Raw genomic sequence first — 17,587 nt, forward strand, 5'->3', positions numbered from 1 at the left:
GATGCCGACCCAAGCTCCCCCACGATCTGATCGATCAAAGGTCGGACGGTCTGGCACGGGGCGATCCGAAAAATGCCAACTCCCGGACCGCAAAAGCAACTTACAAGGTCGACGCCGCAGGCGTCGGGAGGGGGCACGGGCCTGGCGCGAGCAAGCATCCAGCGCGCTCGCGGCGTCGTCTCCGCTCCGCTGCCGCGCGCTCGTCGGACGCGGCCTCTGTCGCGATCGCTTCCGTCGCTTGCGTTCTCGCGATCTGTCGCCACCTTGGACCGATGCATCTGGACATGCCCGAAGCGCCCGAGGATTCGCCCGCCCAGCGCGCGCGCGACCGGCAGCGGCTGTCGCGCGCGCTGCAGGCCAGCATCGGCTTCGTGCTGCTGCTGGTCATCGCCTTCGGCATCCAGGCAATGGCCGACTGGCGCGCGCTGGCGGTGCGCCCCGGCGAATGGGCGGGCCTCATGGGCCTGCTCGGTGCGCCGCTGCTGCACGGCTCGCCGGGCCACCTGATCGCCAACGCCAGCGCGCTGCTGGTGCTCGGCACGCTGGCGCTCGCGGTGTATCCCAAGGCCACGCTGCGCGGGCTGCCGCTGATGTGGCTGGGCTCGGGGCTGGGCGCCTGGCTGCTCGGCGATCCGGGGTCGCACCACCTGGGCGCCAGCGGCGTGACCCACGGCCTGATGTTCCTCATCTTCGTGCTCGGCCTGCTGCGCCGCGACCGGCCGTCGGTCGCCGCCGGCATGATCGCCTTCCTGTTCTACGGCGGCATGTTGCTGACGATCCTGCCGCAGGAGCCGGGCGTGTCGTGGCAGTCGCACCTGGGCGGCGCACTGGGTGGCGTGCTGGCGGCGTTCTGGTTCCGCCGTGCCGACCCGCAGCCGCCGCGCCGCCGCTACAGCTGGGAGATCGAGGAGGCGGAGGCCGAACGCGCTGCGTGCCTGCAGGCCGAAACGCTGGAGCCGCCAGCCCCGCACGATGTGCCGGTGCTGTGGCAGCGCCCGCCGGCCGATGACACGCGCGGCGTCGTGCTGCCGTTCCCGGCGCGCCCCCGGGCGCGCGACCTTGACGACGACACGCCGCCCGCGTCGCGTTAGGCGCGCCCCGTTCTGCCAGCGCTCAACGAGCGTTGTCGCGCGCGTCTTCGTGTTCGAGCCAATGGGCGGTCGTTTTGGGATCCGCATGCACGAAGGCGACGCGAAGCCCGAAGAGATGTCCGATGCTTTCGAGCGTCTCGACCGTCGGGTTTCCTTTACCGCTCTCGATACGCTTGAGCGTCAGTAGACTCATGCCGCGATGTTTGGCGAACTGCACCTGGGTCAATCCGCTGATCTTGCGCATGCGCTTGACGGCTTGCGCAAGGTCGAGACGACCGTAGGCAATGTCGACCGCCAGCGCGTCTCTGAGCAGGCGGACCGTCTGGCTGTCAGGGCGTCGGCGTTGCATGGGCAATGGCCTGAAGCTTGGTGATCTGAAATCCGATCGCGGTCTCGCACGCCTCGACGATATCCGCATCGGCATCTCGCATGCGCAGTTCCTGGGCGAGTTTCGGCAGGTGTTCCTCGCCGAAGGTCTTGAGCGCGATGGCGACTTTCACTTTGACGTCGTCGTGCAGCGCCAATCGCTCCAGGATCACGTTCCAATCGTCGGTGATCCTGCCCTCGGGCAGACGCCAGTCGCAGGTGCGGGTGATCAGCTCGCGATCGAGATACATCGGGCCGATGTCGTACAGCGGGGTCAGTTGCACGGTCCCGTCCGGACATTGCTGCACGGAGGTGTTGCGCACGTGGTTGTCCGGGTTGCGCAGCGCCCGGTTGAGGACGTCCCGGCACAGGAATTCCGCGACGGCCTGGGCCGGATTCGACGCCATGTCCGCCAATCGTTCGGTGAGCGCAAAGAGCGATGCGTTGCGGCCGAAGCCCAGTAACCCGGCCAGTGCCGACAGCGTCTCCTGATGGAGACGATGGACGACACCATCGGGGCCGACCTGTCGGTCGAACCGGCGAAGGAACAGCATGCCGTCCTTGAAGACGGGCGTGTCGATCGTACGCAGGCCACAGGCGCCAACGGCCTGCAGATAGATGGATTCGTGGCGAAGAATCCGCTGATCGCTCGGGTCCCGGCCTCGCGGCAGCTTGATGATCCAGTGCTCACGTGCCCGCGCATCGGGCAGCGCTGCATCGGGATACCAACGCCCTTCTTCGTCCTGAGTCAGCAGAAACTTCGGGGCCACGCCCTGCACGCCGGGTGTGCCGGCCGCAAGCATGTTGTGCAACGCGAGCTGCGCAAGAAATGCATCGGTTCGTTCGCTGATGTCTCGCGTCGTGAAGCCCTCCGCCGGAGCGCCGCCGGTCTGACGCTGGTAGAACTCGACGGCGGTGTCGAGACGAAGACGTCCAATGGGCGCAAAGGCGCCGTGTTGGGCCAGGAAAAAATCCTGTGTGGCGTCCTGGGCCGAAACCCCCAGCAGGCCGGCCAGGTGCTCGCGGCCGCGCCCTTGCGGCACCAGATCCCACAGGAAGGCCAGAGGCGTCTGCGAAGCGCCCGACCAGGTGTGGATCTCCATACTGACCGGGAGCGAAAGCGCCACGGGCGGCGCGTGCTCAAGGTGGCCGAAGACATAGTCGGGCAGGTACTCAAAGCGCACGGCGCGTTCGTTCACCGCGATACGGGCAGCGCAGTGCCATGTGCCGTTGATATAGAGCTCGATGGCGCTGTCCATCGGTCGATAATGGTCTATCAAAGTAGACATTTCAAGCTAGTTTGGCAGTAAATGGAACATCTAAGTAGTCCAAATTGCTCAATGGTGCGCCTTGATGTGGCGTCATTGCCTCGACCAGCCTTTCCGCCCAGCTCGCGCCTGACCGGCCAGTTGTCGACTGCGCATGGGGTCGCACCGGTAGATCGCGCCAGGTGTCGTACCCGGGCGCCTCGAAGGGACGTGGCGCCACACCCAGCGCGCGTCCGCCCCCCGACCCGCTATGGGTGCCAGCCCGAGTGCGCTGCCGAGCCCTCGCGGCGGACAGCGTCCTCAGGTGCTCGCGTTACCATGCGCGAGGCCTCGAAACAGGACATCACCGATGCAGGATGCATCTGCGGACAATCTGTACGCGCCCCCCACCGCGGACGTGGCGCCGATGCCGGCCACCGCCGCCGACGCGCAACCGTTCTACGTCGTCTCGGCGACGAAGTTCTGCGTGCTGTTCTTCGTCACCTTCGGCCTCTACGTCCTGTACTGGTTCTACGTCCACTGGCGCCGGTGGGGACGCGCCCACAACGAGACCGTGTGGCCGGTACCGCGCGCGCTGTTCTCGATCTTCTTTGCCCATGCGCTGGCCCGGCGCATCGATCAGCGCCTGCGCGCGCTCGGCATCGTGCGCGCCTGGTCGCCGGCGCTGGCGGCGACCGTTTACGTCGTGTGTCAGATCGGCAGCACGGTGACCTCGCTATTGGCCGATGGCGGGATCGGCGTGCCGATCACCGACTACATCTCGCTGCTGGCGCTGGTGCCGATCGCGCTGTCGATGTTGGCGATGCAGCGCGCCGCGAACGCCGCCTGCGGCGATCCCGACGGCGCGGGCAACCGGCGCTTCACCTGGGCCAACGGGGCGTGGATCGTGATCTTCGGCCTGATCTGGGCCTTGGCCGGCGCGGCGATCCTGCTGCCGGCCTTCGTCGTGGATCTGTCGCAATGAACCCGATGCTGCGCGCGACGCGCGCCGGCGGCGGCTGACCGGCATGCACGCGCCGGACGATCCGTTCGCCCCGCCGCAGTCCGACGTGCGCGCACCCGCAGTGACGGGCGATGCGTTCTACGTGGTCTCGCCGCTGAAACTGGTGGTGCTCTACGTCGCGACGTTCGGGCTCTACCAGATGTACTGGTTCTACCGGCACTGGAGCCGCTGGCAGGCCGTGCATCGCGTCAAGCTGCGCCCGGTCGTGCGCGCGTTGTTCGCGTGGCTGACCGTGCATGCGCTGGCGCGTCGGATCGACGAGGCGCTGCGCGCGTCGGGCAGTGCGCGGCGCTGGTGGCCGATGGCGGTGGCGAGTGTGTTTGCGCTGTGCGAGGCGGTGTCCTGGGGTACCGCGTTCGTCGGTCCGTCGGTGGCCGAGCGCTGGCCGGCGACGACGCCGTGGATGGACTGGTCGGGGATCGCGCTGATGCCGCTGGCCTGCGCCAGCCTGGTCCGGCTGCAACTGGCCGCCAACGCCGCCTGCGGCGACCCGCAGGCGCTGCGCAACCGGCGCTTCACGCTCTACAACCTGCTCTGGATCGTAGGCGGCGCGTCGGTGGTCACGATCGCGACTGTCATCGTCTTCCGCCTGCGCGCGGGTTGAGGCTCAGCGCCGCGCGGCCAGCCGCAGGCCGCGTGGCACCAGCGCGCGCTCGGCCAGTTCGAACACGCCCTGCACCGCCAGTGCCAGCAACGCAGCGGGCACCGCGCCTTCGAGGATCAAGCCCAGGTCGTCGAGCCGGATGCCGGTGAGGATCGGCTGGCCGTAGCCGCCCGCGCCGATCAGGGCACCGAGCGTCGCGGTGCCGACATTGATCACCGCCGCGGTCTTGATGCCGGCCAGGATCGTCGGCAAGGCCAGCGGCAGTTCCACCCGCAGCAGCCGGGTCGCCGGTGGCAGCCCGATCGCCGCCGCGGTCTCGCGCAACTCGCGCGCGATGCCGGTCAGTCCGGCGTGCGTGTTGCGCACGATTGGCAGCAGGCTGTAGAGGAACAGCGCGGCGATCGCCGGCCCCGCGCCGATGCCGAACAGCGGGATCATGAACACGAACACCGCCAGCGACGGCAGCGTCTGCAAGACGCCGGTCAGCGCCAGCACACCCTGGCCCAGCCGCGGCCGGCGCGCGGCGACCACGCCCAGCGGCAGTGCGACCAGCAGCGCCGCGCCCAGCGAGATGCCGACCAGCGCCAGATGCTCGCCAGTGCGCCGGGCGATGCGCGCCATGCGGCCATCGCCCGCGCTCGGCGCAACCCCGAGCCAGTCGGCCGCGACCGTCGCCTCGCGCACGCCGTCGAGCTTCACCCGCGCGTTGAGCCGCTGCATCGTCGCCGCATCGATCCGGCCTTCCAGCCCGCGCAGCGCGGCCAGCACCGCCGGTGCGCGCGTGCCCAGATCCGCACGGTACAGATAGACCGCGGCATACGACGGAAAGTAGTGGCGGTCGTCGTCGAGCACGACCAGGTCGTAGTGCGGAATCTCGGCGTCTGTCGCGTACAGGTCGGTGGCGTCGATCGCCCCGCTGGCCAGCGCCCGATACGCGAGATCGTGGTCGAGCCCATCGGGGCGCTGCGGCAGTGCATAGGCGGTGCGCAGCCCCGGCCAGCCGTCGCCGCGCGACATGAACTCGTTGCTCAGGCCCAGCCGCAACTGCGGGTGCCCGGCCAGGTCCGACAGCCGCGCAATCCCCAATTGCGCGGCCTGCTGCCGGCGCATGCCGATCGCGTAGCTGTTGTCGAACCCCAGCGGCGCGGTCATCGCCAGGCCGCGTTCGGCCAGCGCGGCGTCCAATTCGGCGCGCTGCGCACGCGGCATGCGCAGCAGTTCGTCGGCCAGCGTGCCGGTGTACTCGGCGTAGGCATCGATCTCGCCTTCCAGCAGCGCGCGCCACAGGATCCGGCTGCCGCCGAGTTGGCGGCGATGGGTGACCTCGGCGCCGGCCTGCCGCGCCGCCAGCGTGGCGATCTCGCCCAACACGACGCCTTCGGTGAAGTTCTTCGAACCGATCGTGGCGGCCTGCGCGGCGGCCACGATCGGCAGCAACAGACCGACCAGCAGTGCCAGCATCGCGAACAGCGCGCGCCGCGCGCTCACCGCGCCGCCTCGTCGACGCTGCGCTGGGCGCGCATGAAGGCCTGCACGAAATCGTCCGCGGGCGCGTCGAGCAATGCGCGCGGCGGGCCCTGCTGCACGATGCGGCCGGCACGCAGCAGCACCACCGTGTCGGCGAACCACACCGCCTCGGCGATGTCGTGGGTCACCAGCACCACGGTCTTGCCCAGGCGCGCGAACAGCGCGCGCATCTGCGCCTGCAGGTCGTGGCGCACGATCGGGTCGAGCGCGCCCAGCGGTTCGTCGAGCAGCAGCACGTCGGGATCGAGCATCAGCGCACGGATCAGCCCCACACGCTGGCGCTGCCCGCCCGACAGCTCCGCCGGATAGCGTCGCAGCGCATCGGCCGGCAGCTGGCACAGCGCGGCGAGCTCGGTCATGCGCGCCTCGATCCGCGCCCGCGACCAGCCCAGCGTGCGCGCCAGCAGTGCGACGTTGCCGGCGGCATCGAGATGCGGGAACAGCCCGCCCTCCTGGATCACGTAGCCGATCCGTCGGCGCAGCGCCGGCAACGTGTCGCGGCGCAGCGGCGCGCCGTCGAAACGCACCTCGCCCGCATCGGGCCATTCCAGGCCGACGAGCATCCGCAGCAGCGTCGACTTGCCCGCGCCGCTGGGCCCGATCAGCGCGGTGGTCGCGCCGGGCGCGATCTGCAGGTCGACGCCGTCGAGCGCGGTGGTCGCGCCGTAGCGCCGGTGTACCTGATCGAGGTCGTACATCGCGGCAGGCTAGCAAGCCCGATGTGCAGGCCTCGCGGCCGCGCCGGCGGCCTGTGCTACGGTCCGGCCTCGCCCGCTCGGACCCGTGTCATGCCCCGTTTCGCGCTGCTCGTCTGCCTGCTCGCACTGCTGCCCGGCTGCGGACGCGAGCCGGCCCCGGCCTCGGCCGAGGCGATGCCCGCCACCGCCGCGGTCGCCAACGACACGCCGGCCGGCCAGCGCATCGAGGCCGACGTGCGCACCCTGGCCGACGACCGCATGGAAGGCCGCTTCACCGGCAGCGCGGGCTATGCGCGGGCCGCCGAGCATGTCGCCGCGCGCTTTGCCCAGATTGGCCTGGAACCGGCGGGAGACGACGGTGGTTGGCAGCAACGCGTACCGTTGCTGCGCGCCAGCGTCGAGCGCGACGGTGCGCGGCTCGAGGTCGAGCGCAGCGGGCGGCGCATCGCGCTGCGGCCGTTCGAGCAGTTCCTGCCGCTGCCCGATTTCGCCGCGCCGCGCAGCGAGGCCAGCGCGCCGGCGGTCTTCGTCGGCCAGGCGATCGACGCCCCCGAGCTCGACCACGACGACTTTCGCGGCGTCGACCTGCGCGGGCGCATCGCAGTCGCATTCGGCGGCGCGCCCGCCCGCTTCCCGGGCACCCAGGCTGCGCACTACGGCAGCCTGCGCAGCAAGGTCGAGGCGGTCGCCGCCCACGGCGCGATCGCGCTGGTGCTGGTGCACACCGCCGCCGACGAGGCCGGCACGCCCTGGGCGCGCACGCTCGAGCGCGGGCTGCAGCCGGCGATGCGCTTGCGCGGCGACGACGGCCGCGCGTTCGACGACGGCCCGCCACTGCGTGCGATGGCGGTGGTGTCCGCGGCCGCCGCCGACCTGGTGTTCGCCGACGGCCCGCGCACCGCGGCCGAACTGGCCGACGCCGCGCGCGCCGGCACCGCGACGCCGTTCGCATTGCCCGGCACGCTGACCTTGGCCGCGCGCACGCGCATTGACACGCGCGAGGGCCACAACGTCGTCGGCCGGCTGCCGGGCCGCGATCCGGCGCTGGCCGGCGAGAGCGTCGTGCACACCGCGCACCTCGATCACCTGGGAGCCAGCGCGGACGGCGAGGGCATCCACAACGGCGCGCTCGACAACGCACTGGGGGTTGCGATCATGCTCGAGGCCGCGCACGAACTGGCGCACAACGGCCGGCCGCCACGGCGCTCGACCGTGTTCGCCGCGGTGACCGGTGAGGAGCAGGGCCTGCTTGGCGCCACCTGGCTGGCGCGCCGACCGCCGTCGGCTGCCGGCCGTGCGGTCGCCAATCTCAACATCGACATGCCGATCCTCACCGCGCCCACGCGCGACATCGTGGCCATCGGCGTCGAGCATTCGAGCCTGAAGGCAGCGGCCGAGCGCGCGGCGGCGGAGGTCGGCGTTACGCTGTCGCCCGATCCGTTCCCGGAGGAGGCGACGTTCGTGCGCAGCGACCAGTACGCCTTCGTGCGCGCCGGCGTGCCGGCGCTGTACCTCGACGGCGGCGTCACGTCGGCCAGTGCGGGCCAGGACCCGCGGGTCGCGGCGACCTGGTTCCTGCGCAACTGCTATCACCGGCCCTGCGACAACGTCGACCTGCCGATCCAGTACGGCGACGCCGCCCGCCTGGCGCGGGTGAGCGCCGCGATCACGCGCCTGATCGGCGACGACGACACGCCGCCGCGGTGGAACGAGGGCGATGTGTTCGGTACGCGTTTTGCGACATCGCGTGGGGATGAAAAATGAACAAAAACCGGGGTCAGAGTGCAAATTCGCAAGGCGAAATTGCACACTGACCCCCGTTTTTAACAGGGCCAAAGCCGCGCGTGCGCGACCGCGCGGCGTAGTTGGCGGCGGTCGGCCGCGCGCGCTCGGCGGCGACTTCGGGGAGCGCGATGATGAAGCGCGCACCGCCGCCTTCGCGGTCCTCGTACCACAGCTGCCCGCCGAGGTTGACGATGATCTGCTTGGCCAGCGACAGCCCCAACCCGCTGGAGCGCCCGTCGTCCTTGCCCGCGTGGGCCAGCCGCTGGAACGGCCGGAACAGCGCGTGCTGCAGGTCGCGGGCGATGCCCGGCCCGCGGTCTTCGATCAACAGTTGCCAGAACCCCGGACCGCCGCCGCGCAGCGAGATGTCGACGCTGCTCGAGGGCGCGTACTTGATCGCGTTGGTGATCAGGTTCTCGGCCACCTGGCGCAGCACCAGCGTATCGACCGCGACCATCGGCGAGGCCGACGGCAGCCGGGTCTGCAAGGACACCCCGCGGTCCTCGAACTGCAGCGCGTAGCGGTCGACCAGCCAGTCGACGACCTCGCGCAGTGCGGTGGCACTGTCGGCCGCCTCACCCTTGCGCGAGGTGTCCTGGGTCTCGAGGTAACGCCGGATGTAGCCCAGCGCGTCCTCGGCGCTGTCGTGGATCATCCGGTGGTAGCGCGGCACGCGCTCGGGCTTGGTTTCGCCCTTGAGCAGCATGTCGCTGGCGAACCAGATGCTCGACAACGGGTTCTTCAGGTCGTGCGCGACCAGGTTCACCAGCTCCTGGCGTTCGCGGGCGATGCGTTCGAGCCGGTCGCGGGTCTGCTTCAGGCCGACGTGGGCATTCACGCGCGCCAACAGTTCCTCGGGCATGAATGGCTTGGTGACGTAGTCCACCGCGCCGGCATCGAATGCGCGCAACAACAGGTCGCGGTCCTGGGCGACGGTCAGAAACACCACCGGCAGCCGCAGCAACTCGGGGATCTGCTTGATCTCGCCCAGCAGCGCGAAGCCGTCCATGTTCGGCATCAGCATGTCAAGCAGCAGCAGGTCCGGACGCAGGTCCGACAGCAGCGCCAGCGCTTCGGCCCCATCGGCCGCGGTCGTCACCTCGTAGCCGTGACGGCTCAGCAACGAACTGACCACGCGCAGGTTCGCCGGCTGATCGTCGACCACCAGGATGCGGCCGCTGACGGGACTGGAGTACGGCATGGAGCTCCGTGGAAAAGCCTGGCGGGTCGGGGACGCGTGCAAGTTCACGCCGAAAACGACCCAGACGTTAACAGAAATGCACGTGACGTGATGGGCGCCGGTACAGGGGCGGCGTCGTTCAGCCCGCTTCTGCTCGCCATCCGCCCGGAGGCAGCTCGGCCAGTTGCCAGGGACCGATCGCGACGCGCACCAGCCGCAGCGTCGGCAGCCCGACCGCAGCGGTCATCCGACGGACCTGGCGGTTTCGTCCCTCGCGGATCGTCAACTCCAGCCAGGCGTCGGGCACGGACTTGCGGAAGCGCACCGGCGGATCGCGCGGCCACAGTGCGGGCGGTGGATCGAGCAAGGCCACCTGCGCCGGCCGGGTGGGCCCGTCCTTGAGCGTCACGCCGTCGCGCAGCGCCTGCAGTTGCGCGGCCGTCGGCGCGCCTTCGACCTGCACCCGGTAGGTCTTGGGCAGCTTGTGCCGCGGGTCGGTGATCCGGTGCGCCAGCGGCCCGTCGTCGGTCAACAGCAGCAGACCTTCGCTGTCGTGGTCCAGCCTCCCGGCCGGATACACCCCGGCCGGCAACCCGAACCCGGCCAGCGTCGCCCGCGGCGGCACGCTGCGGTCGGTGAACTGGCACAGCACGTTGAAAGGCTTGTTGAAGGCGATCAGCATGGAAACGAAGGGTCGGAACTTGGGCGGGGGCACGGCAGGCGGACGGCGGGACGCGGCTGCGCGTCCCTAACGCCAAGGCCGATCCTCAATCCCGGTCGATCAGGGCTTCACGAAGCGCAGTGTCATCCGGTCGCTTTCGCCGATCGCCGTATAGCGGGCCGCATCGCCCGGCTCGTGGCGGTTGGTCGGGGGCAGGGTCCACACGCCGTTGGGATGGTCGCGGGTGTCGCGCGGGTTGGCGTTGATCTCGCTGCTGCCGTCGACCCGGAAGCCGGCCGCCTGGGCCAGCGCGATGACCTGCGCCTGGCCGACGTAGCCGCTGCGGTCGTCGGTGGGCACATCGCCGGCCGCGCGATGCTCGACCACACCCAGCACGCCGCCGGGGCGCAATACATCGAAGAACGCCTTGAACATGCCCTCGGCCTGGCCGCTGCTGCGCCAGTTGTGGACGTTGCGGAACGTCAGCACGACGTCGGCCGAACCCGACGGTCCCAGCTGCGGCGCCGCCGGGTCGTAGCTCACGATCTGCGCCCGGTCGAAGTGCGCCGGATCACGCGCGAAGCGTGCCTGCAGGCCGTCGCGCTGGGCCTGCTGGTAGTCGCGCCCGCGGCCGGCGGGCACCGCCGCCGGGTCGACCATCGCCGCGACATAGCGGCCGCTGCCGCGCAGGTACGGCGCCAGGATCTCGCTGTACCAGGCGCCGCTGCCGGGCGTGATCTCGATCACGGTCTGGCCCGGACGGACACCGAAAAACTGCAGCGTCTCGCGCGGGTGGCGGGCGCCATCGCGCGCGGCGTTCTCGGGCGTGCGCCCGTCGCCGGCGATCGCCGCGTCCAAGCGCGCCACGTTGGCGGCGTCGAGGTCGGCCGAGGTATCGGCCCGGATCTGCGCACCGCCGCAGGCAGTCAGCGCGAGCAGGACGGCGGCGCACAACGACAAGCTGCGTTGCATGGGTGGAACTCCGGTGGACAGGTGCCGCCAGCGTGCCACAAGCCGCGCCGCTGCGGGCCCGCACGGTCCGGACACACGTGGCCGGAACACTGCTTTGCAGCGCATGGACGCGCACGTCGCCGCGCGCTGCCTATGCTGGCAACCTCTTCTCTGGATGAAATTCGACCATGGCCGAACGCGAACTCGGACAGTCCGGACTGCGCATTTCGCCGCTGGCGTTCGGCGGCAATGTGTTCGGCTGGAGCGCGGACGAGGCGACCTCGTTCGCATTGCTCGACGAATGCGTCGCGCTGGGGATCGACCTGATCGACACCGCCGACGTCTACTCCGCTTGGGCCGAGGGTAACGCCGGCGGCGAATCGGAAACGCTGATCGGCAAGTGGCTGCAGCGCAGCGGCAAACGCCAGGCGGTGACCATCGCGACCAAGGTCGCCAAGTGGGCGCAGCGCCCGGGCCTGTCGCCGGCCAACATCCAGGCCGCGTGCGACGACTCGCTGCGCCGGCTCGGCACCGACGTCATCGACCTCTACCAGGCCCACGAGGACGACCCCATGGTGCCGCTGGAGGACACCCTCGGCGCGTTCTCGCGGCTGATCGAGCAGGGCAAGGTGCGCGCGATCGGCGCCTCGAACTACACCGCGCCGCGTCTGGCCGAAGCGCTGGCGATCTCGCGCCGGCACGGGCTGCCGCGCTACGAGACGCTGCAACCGCAGTACAACCTGGTCGATCGCGCCGGCTACGAGCGCGAGCTCGAGCCGCTGGTGCGCGAGCACGGCCTGGGCGTGATCAGCTACTACGCATTGGCCAGCGGCTTCCTCAGCGGCAAGTACCGCAGCGAGGCCGACGCCGCCAAGTCCAGCGCGCGCGGCGCGCAGGTGGTCCAGCAGTACCTCAACCCGCGCGGCAAGCGCATCCTCGGCGCGCTCGACGATGTCGCCTGCCGCCATGCGGCGACCGTCGCCCAGGTCGCCCTGGCTTGGCTGATCGCGCGCCCTGGCATCACCGCACCGATCGTCAGCGCCACCAGCCTCGCGCAACTGCGCGAACTGGCGGCCGCGCGCACGTTGCTGCTGTCCAAGGCCGACATCGCTGCACTCGACGGCGCCAGCGCCGGCTGAGCCATTCCATCGTCTCGACGGGGCATACCGCCCCGATGCGGTATGACACCCCCTTCCATCCAGAGGTATGCGCCGATGAAGCCCACCACCACCACCCGCATCGTTCTGGCCGCGCGCCCCGAAGGCGCGCCGACCGCTGCCAACTTCCGCATCGAGCAGGCCCCACTGCCGGCCCCGCGCAACGGCCAGGTGCTGCTGCGCAACCGCTGGCTCTCGCTCGACCCCTACATGCGTGGCCGCATGAATGCCGGCCGCTCCTATGTCGCCCCGATCGAAGTCGGCGAGGTCATGGATGGCGGCACCGTCTCGGAAGTGGTCGAGTCGCTGCATCCGGCCTGGTCGCCCGGCGACCTGGTGCTCGCGCACGCCGGCTGGCAGACCCATGCCGTGGTCGACGGCGAGGGCCTGCGCCGCAAGATCGACCGGGACGGCCCGGCGCCGTCGCTGGCGCTGGGCGTCTACGGCATGCCGGGCTTCACCGCCTACGCCGGCCTGCGCGAGATCGGCAAGCCGGCGAATGGTGAGACCCTGGTCGTGGCCGCAGCCAGCGGCCCGGTCGGTGCAACCGTCGGGCAGATCGCCAAGCTCCAGGGCGCCCGCGTGGTCGGCATCGCCGGTGGCCCCGACAAGGTCGCGCATGTGCGCGACGACCTGGGCTTCGACGTCGCCCTCGACCACCGCGCCGACGACTTCGCCGCGCAGTTGCAGGCGGCGTGCCCGGACGGCATCGACGTCTACTTCGAGAACGTGGGCGGCAAGGTGCTCGACGCCGTGCTGCCGCTGCTCAACGACTTCGCCCGCGTGCCGGTCTGCGGCCTCGTGGCGCACTACAACGACAGCACGCCACCGCCCGGCCCCGATCGCCTTTCGCAGTTGATGAGCCTGATCCTGTCGCGACACCTGACCGTGCGCGGCTTCGTCCAGCGCGATTTCATCGCGTTGTACCCGGAGTTTCTGCGCGAGATGGGCGGCTGGCTGCGCGACGGTCGCATCCGCTGGCGCGAGGACGTCGTCGACGGCCTGGAGAACGCGCCCGACGCCTTCATCGGCATGCTCGAAGGCCGCAACTTCGGCAAGCTCGTCGTGAAGCTCACCGACTGAGGCTGCGTCTGACCGCTCCCACGCGCGCCGAAGTTCCCCACCCCGCGCGCGGGGTGGGGCCAATGACAGCCCCATTCCGCGCAGCGGCCTGCGCTCCTCTCCCTCCCCCGCCTGCGGGGGAGGGAGCAAGCAACTCCCTTCCGAACAGTCGCCTGTGCTCCGTTTCCTCCCTCCGCTTGCGGGGAGGGAGCAATGGCAGCTCTCTCCCGAACCGCCGCCTGTGCTCTTCTCCCTCCCCCGCCTGCGGGGGAGAGAGCAAGCAACTCTCTCCCAAACCGCCGCCTGCGCTCTTCTCCCTCCCCCGCTTGCGGGGGAGGGCCGGGGAGGGGGCGAATGCAGCCCGGACGACCGACTCAGCCCTGCAACGTCGCCAGCGCGTCGTTGAAGGTGGCGCTGGGGCGCATGGCCTGGGCGATCTTCGCCAGATCAGGGTGGTAGTAGCCGCCGATCTCCACCGGCTTGCCCTGCGCGCCGTTGAGCTCGGCAACGATCGCCGCTTCGTTGTCCGACAGCGCCTTGGCCAGAGGCGCGAACGTCGCCTTCAGCTCGGCATCATCGTCCTGCGCGGCCAGGGCCTGCGCCCAGTACAGCGCCAGGTAGAAGTGGCTGCCGCGGTTGTCGAGTTCGCCCACCTTGCGCGCCGGCGAGCGGTTCTCGTCGAGGATGCGGCCATTGGCCGTGTCCAACGTCGCTGCCAGCACCTTGGCCTTGGCGTTGTCGCGCGTCTGGCCCAGGTGCTCGAGCGAGGCGGCCAGGGCGAGGAACTCACCGAGCGAATCCCAGCGCAGATAGTTCTCTTCGACGAACTGCTGCACGTGCTTGGGCGCCGAACCGCCGGCCCCGGTCTCGAACAGCCCGCCGCCGGCCATCAGCGGCACGATCGACAGCATCTTCGCGCTCGTGCCCAATTCCATGATCGGGAACAGGTCGGTCAGATAGTCGCGCAGGACGTTGCCGGTCACCGAGATGGTGTCCTCGCCCTTGCGGATGCGGGCCAGCGAGAACGCCGTCGCTTCGACCGGCGGCAGGATGCGGATGTCCAGGCCGCTGGTGTCGTGATCCTTGAGATAGGTCTCGACCTTGGCGATCACCTGCGCATCGTGCGCACGCGCGCTGTCGAGCCAGAACACCGCCGGCGTCGCCGACAGGCGTGCACGGCTCACGGCCAGCTTCACCCAGTCCTGGATCGGCGCGTCCTTGGTCTGGCACATGCGCCAGATGTCGCCGCTCTCGACCGCGTGCTCGAACACCACGTTGCCGTCAGCGTCGCTCACCCGCACCGTGCCGTCGGCCGGAATCTGGAACGTCTTGTCGTGCGAGCCGTATTCCTCGGCCTTCTGCGCCATCAGGCCGACGTTGGGCACCGAGCCCATCGTCGCCGGGTCGAACGCGCCGTGCGCGCGGCAATCCTCGATCACCGCCTGGTAGACGCCCGCGTAGCAGCGGTCCGGGATCACCGCCTTGGCATCCTGCAGCTTGCCAGCGGCGTTCCACATGCCGCCCGAGTCGCGGATCATCGCCGGCATCGACGCATCGACGATCACGTCGCTGGGCACATGCAGGTTGGTGATGCCCTTGTCGGAGTTGACCATCGCCAGCGCCGGGCGCTGCGCGCACAGCGCATCGATATCGGCGCGGATCGCGTCCTGCTGGTCCTGCGGCAGCGACTGGATGCGCGCGTACAGATCACCGATGCCGTTGTTCGGATCGAAGCCCACCTTGGCCAGCGCATCGGCGTACTTGGTCAGCACATCGCGGTAGAACTCGCCCACGACCACGCCGAACATGATCGGGTCGGAGACCTTCATCATCGTCGCCTTGAGGTGCAGCGAGAACAGCACGCCCTGCGCCTTCGCATCGGCGATCTGCGCCGCGACGAACGTCGCCAGCGCCTTGCGCGACAGCACCGCCGCATCGACGATCTCACCGGCCTGCACCTTCACCGGATCGCGCAGCGCGGTGACCGCGCCATCGGCGCCGACCAGCTCGATCGTCAGCGCACCGGCCTTGGCGATCGTCGCCGAGCGCTCACTGCCGTAGAAATCGCCATCGTCCATGTGCGCAACGTGGGTCTTCGAATCCGACGACCACTTGCCCATGCGGTGCGGATGCTTGCGCGCGTAGGCCTTCACCGACGCCGGCGCGCGGCGATCGGAGTTGCCCTCGCGCAGCACCGGATTGACCGCGCTGCCCTTGACCCGGTCGTAGCGCGCCTTGGCGTCGCGCTCGGCATCGTCCTTGGGCGTATCGGGGTAGGCCGGCAGGTCGAAGCCCTGCGCCTGCAGTTCAGCGATCGCCGCCTTGAGCTGCGGCACCGAGGCGCTGATGTTCGGCAGCTTGATGATGTTGGCCTCGGGCGTGGTGGCCAGCGCACCGAGCTCGGCCAGGTGGTCGCCGATCTTCTGCGCGTCGGTCAGCCGCTCCGGGAACTGCGCCAGGATGCGCCCAGCCAGCGAGATGTCGCGGGTCTCGACCGCGATGCCCGCCGTGCGCGTGAACGCCTCGACGATGGGCAGCAGCGACTGCGTGGCGAGGAACGGGGCCTCGTCGGTGAGCGTGTAGAGGATCTTGGGGGTATCGACCATGTCGGGCGTGTCTCGTCGGAAGTCGTCGGGGAGAAAACGCACCATGGCCACCCGGCGCAGCCCGCGGCTGCCCCGTGGCGCTGCATCCGCAAGGGGACAAGGCCATGGCACGCGCGTCGCGAACGACGCAGCGCCCCGCATTGTCGCGTGTTTGCCGGGGGCGCGAAAGGCGACGGGGCGGGTGGGGGACATACGGGACAGGATGGCGCCTCGGCGATCGACGGCAGCACATTTTTACTCGCGACGATGAAACGATCGGCGTCGCGAAGCGGTCCACCTGACCGAGACCGATGGCTTAGGTCAGGTGGACGGCGCTTGTCAGGTCTCGGCACCATGGACCGTGAGCATCAATACGCCCTTGCCGGCCGTGATCCGCAGACGCGTGCCGACGTTGAAGCCCAGCGCGTCAAGCCAAAGCCCGCTCAAGCGCAGGTAGGGCACCTCGTCGTCGCCCCGGTAACGATCGCGCACTGCGTAGTGGTGATAGCCCACCGTGCAACGCCGGGGCCGGCGCGAGCGACGGGGCTGGGTGGTGTGGTCGTGGCCAAAATGACGTGCGGTGCTCGCATCGGTAAGTGATGAGGGCGTGCCGGCTCGGGCTCCGCTGATGGAAATGCCGAGGGTGTCGGTATGGCGGTACATGGGAATCCTCCATGACGAACGGGCGTTCGTGCGAACGCGAACGGCAGTGACAACGGGAGCGGGCCCGCCGCTGCGCAGCAGCGCAGCGGCGAACCCGACCCGTCAGCCGATTAGTGCAGCGCGAGTTGTTCCGACACACGCGCAGGCGCTGCGACGCCGTACGCCGGCCGGTCCTCGCGCACGCCGCTATGCGGCTTGGCGCTGCGCTCGATCAGCTGATCCTGCACCTGCTCCAGGATTTCTCGGACGGCATCGGCACCCTCCGAGATCGCCAACCCCAGCGTCGGCACCGTGGCATCGGCCAGATCGTCCTCGTGGCCCGACGCCAGCACGTCGCCATGCGCCATCAGCGTTTGCACCAGCCGGTCGAGTGCGTCTGCCTGATCGATGGTGACGCCGAAGACGTACGCCTCCGGGATATCGATTGCACGCGCCGGCGAATCCGCCGTGGCGTACGGCGTCGCATACGGCGTATCTTCCGGGTCGGCCGCAGGCTCGTCTGGTGGCGTGGCAGCGTCGTCGCTCGCCGTTGCGGCACGTGCCTTGGACGGCGCGTCCGGGCGCGGCCGCCACGCCATGGCCTCCAGCACCAGTTCGGCCTGCTCGGCCAACATGGCCAGGCACGTCGCCAGCTCGCCGTGGCTGACTTCGGGTGGGTCGTCCAGTTCCTCATCGCGCGTGCGCGGCTCCGCCAGACGCGACAGAAACTCCATGTGGTCGCGCAGCTTCGTCAGCCGCGTGCGGTCGTCCTCCGGCAGAAAGTAGCCAGCCCGCTCGGTGTCGTGCGTGTCGTGGTTCGACATGATGTTGCCTCCTTCAGTCCATCGAAGTGACCCGCCACCGAAGATGGCGACGGGAAGTCGGGAGGCTAGAAACCGCTACGAGCCGGCGGGCGTATTCCCCCGAAGGGTGTTGTATTAGCCGCCCTCCCGACGCAGGCAACACGTCGGTTGTGGCCGAAAGATTCGGACACAAAAAACCCACCG

General features: G+C 69.9%; 16 protein-coding genes. 6 read left to right on the plus strand and 10 right to left on the minus strand.

The features are described 5' to 3' along the window. Nucleotides 1-272: 272 nt before the first annotated feature. Nucleotides 273-1,091 (plus strand): rhomboid family intramembrane serine protease, encoded by an 819-nt coding sequence (locus tag ABE505_RS11515; protein WP_346444511.1) that lies wholly within the window; start codon nt 273-275, stop codon nt 1,089-1,091. Between the two features lie 22 nt (nt 1,092-1,113). On the opposite strand, the gene ABE505_RS11520 is transcribed toward ABE505_RS11515, so the two are convergent. Beyond that, entirely contained in the window at nt 1,114-1,440 is a 327-nt protein-coding gene (locus ABE505_RS11520; protein ID WP_346444510.1) for a helix-turn-helix transcriptional regulator, read from the minus strand. Continuing rightward, nucleotides 1,421-2,716 carry a HipA domain-containing protein gene (locus ABE505_RS11525; RefSeq protein ID WP_346444508.1) on the minus strand — a complete coding sequence of 432 codons (1,296 nt, stop codon included), beginning with the start codon at nt 2,714-2,716 and terminating at the stop codon, nt 1,421-1,423. Before ABE505_RS11525 ends, ABE505_RS11520 begins: the two co-directional genes overlap by 20 nt. A 358-nt stretch (nt 2,717-3,074) precedes the next feature. On the opposite strand from ABE505_RS11525, the gene ABE505_RS11530 reads away from it, so the two are divergent. Together ABE505_RS11530 and ABE505_RS11535 are read left to right on the plus strand one after the other, a co-directional pair. Beyond that, the gene (locus tag ABE505_RS11530; protein WP_346444506.1) at nt 3,075-3,689 is read left to right on the plus strand and encodes a hypothetical protein; all 615 of its coding nucleotides are present in this window, start codon (nt 3,075-3,077) and stop codon (nt 3,687-3,689) included. A gap of 43 nt (nt 3,690-3,732) precedes the next feature. Then, the gene (locus tag ABE505_RS11535) at nt 3,733-4,332 is read left to right on the plus strand and encodes a hypothetical protein (RefSeq protein ID WP_346444504.1); all 600 of its coding nucleotides are present in this window, start codon (nt 3,733-3,735) and stop codon (nt 4,330-4,332) included. Nucleotides 4,333-4,335: 3 nt separating this feature from the next. Here ABE505_RS11535 and ABE505_RS11540 read toward each other — a convergent pair whose 3' ends face one another. Both ABE505_RS11540 and ABE505_RS11545 read right to left on the minus strand, forming a co-directional pair. After that, nucleotides 4,336-5,793, minus strand: coding sequence for a glycine betaine ABC transporter substrate-binding protein (locus tag ABE505_RS11540; RefSeq protein WP_346444517.1), 1,458 nt, complete (start codon nt 5,791-5,793; stop codon nt 4,336-4,338). Nucleotides 5,794-5,816: 23 nt separating this feature from the next. Further along, nucleotides 5,817-6,557 (minus strand): ABC transporter ATP-binding protein, encoded by a 741-nt coding sequence (locus ABE505_RS11545; protein ID WP_346444502.1) that lies wholly within the window; start codon nt 6,555-6,557, stop codon nt 5,817-5,819. Nucleotides 6,558-6,647: 90 nt separating this feature from the next. Between ABE505_RS11545 and ABE505_RS11550 the strand changes: the two genes are divergently transcribed. Further along, the gene (locus ABE505_RS11550; RefSeq protein WP_346444500.1) at nt 6,648-8,321 is read left to right on the plus strand and encodes a M28 family peptidase; all 1,674 of its coding nucleotides are present in this window, start codon (nt 6,648-6,650) and stop codon (nt 8,319-8,321) included. Between the two features lie 13 nt (nt 8,322-8,334). Here ABE505_RS11550 and ABE505_RS11555 read toward each other — a convergent pair whose 3' ends face one another. From ABE505_RS11555 to ABE505_RS11565, 3 genes are all read right to left on the minus strand, one after another. Beyond that, the gene (locus ABE505_RS11555) at nt 8,335-9,543 is read right to left on the minus strand and encodes a HAMP domain-containing sensor histidine kinase (protein WP_346458279.1); all 1,209 of its coding nucleotides are present in this window, start codon (nt 9,541-9,543) and stop codon (nt 8,335-8,337) included. 118 nt (nt 9,544-9,661) lie between these two features. Next, on the minus strand, nt 9,662-10,204 hold the full coding sequence (locus ABE505_RS11560; RefSeq protein WP_346444497.1) for a pseudouridine synthase: 543 nt from the start codon (nt 10,202-10,204) through the stop codon (nt 9,662-9,664). Nucleotides 10,205-10,303: 99 nt separating this feature from the next. Further along, nucleotides 10,304-11,155 (minus strand): methyltransferase, encoded by an 852-nt coding sequence (locus ABE505_RS11565; RefSeq protein WP_346444496.1) that lies wholly within the window; start codon nt 11,153-11,155, stop codon nt 10,304-10,306. Nucleotides 11,156-11,322: 167 nt separating this feature from the next. Here ABE505_RS11565 and ABE505_RS11570 point away from each other — a divergent pair, with 167 nt between their 5' ends. Both ABE505_RS11570 and ABE505_RS11575 read left to right on the plus strand, forming a co-directional pair. Continuing rightward, nucleotides 11,323-12,273: an aldo/keto reductase gene (locus ABE505_RS11570; RefSeq protein WP_346444495.1), complete on the plus strand. Its 951-nt coding sequence runs from the start codon at nt 11,323-11,325 to the stop codon at nt 12,271-12,273. 75 nt (nt 12,274-12,348) lie between these two features. Continuing rightward, the gene (locus tag ABE505_RS11575; RefSeq protein ID WP_346444493.1) at nt 12,349-13,374 is read left to right on the plus strand and encodes an NADP-dependent oxidoreductase; all 1,026 of its coding nucleotides are present in this window, start codon (nt 12,349-12,351) and stop codon (nt 13,372-13,374) included. Between the two features lie 353 nt (nt 13,375-13,727). Here ABE505_RS11575 and ABE505_RS11580 read toward each other — a convergent pair whose 3' ends face one another. The 3 genes from ABE505_RS11580 to ABE505_RS11590 form a co-directional block, all read right to left on the minus strand. Beyond that, nucleotides 13,728-15,959 (minus strand): NADP-dependent isocitrate dehydrogenase, encoded by a 2,232-nt coding sequence (locus ABE505_RS11580; protein ID WP_346444515.1) that lies wholly within the window; start codon nt 15,957-15,959, stop codon nt 13,728-13,730. Between the two features lie 318 nt (nt 15,960-16,277). Next, the gene (locus tag ABE505_RS11585; protein ID WP_346444491.1) at nt 16,278-16,601 is read right to left on the minus strand and encodes a SymE family type I addiction module toxin; all 324 of its coding nucleotides are present in this window, start codon (nt 16,599-16,601) and stop codon (nt 16,278-16,280) included. Between the two features lie 110 nt (nt 16,602-16,711). Then, nucleotides 16,712-17,404, minus strand: coding sequence for a hypothetical protein (locus ABE505_RS11590; RefSeq protein ID WP_346444490.1), 693 nt, complete (start codon nt 17,402-17,404; stop codon nt 16,712-16,714). Nucleotides 17,405-17,587: the final 183 nt, after the last annotated feature.

The organism is Luteimonas sp. TWI382 (assembly GCF_039674545.1).
Classification (GTDB): Bacteria; Pseudomonadota; Gammaproteobacteria; order Xanthomonadales; family Xanthomonadaceae; genus Luteimonas.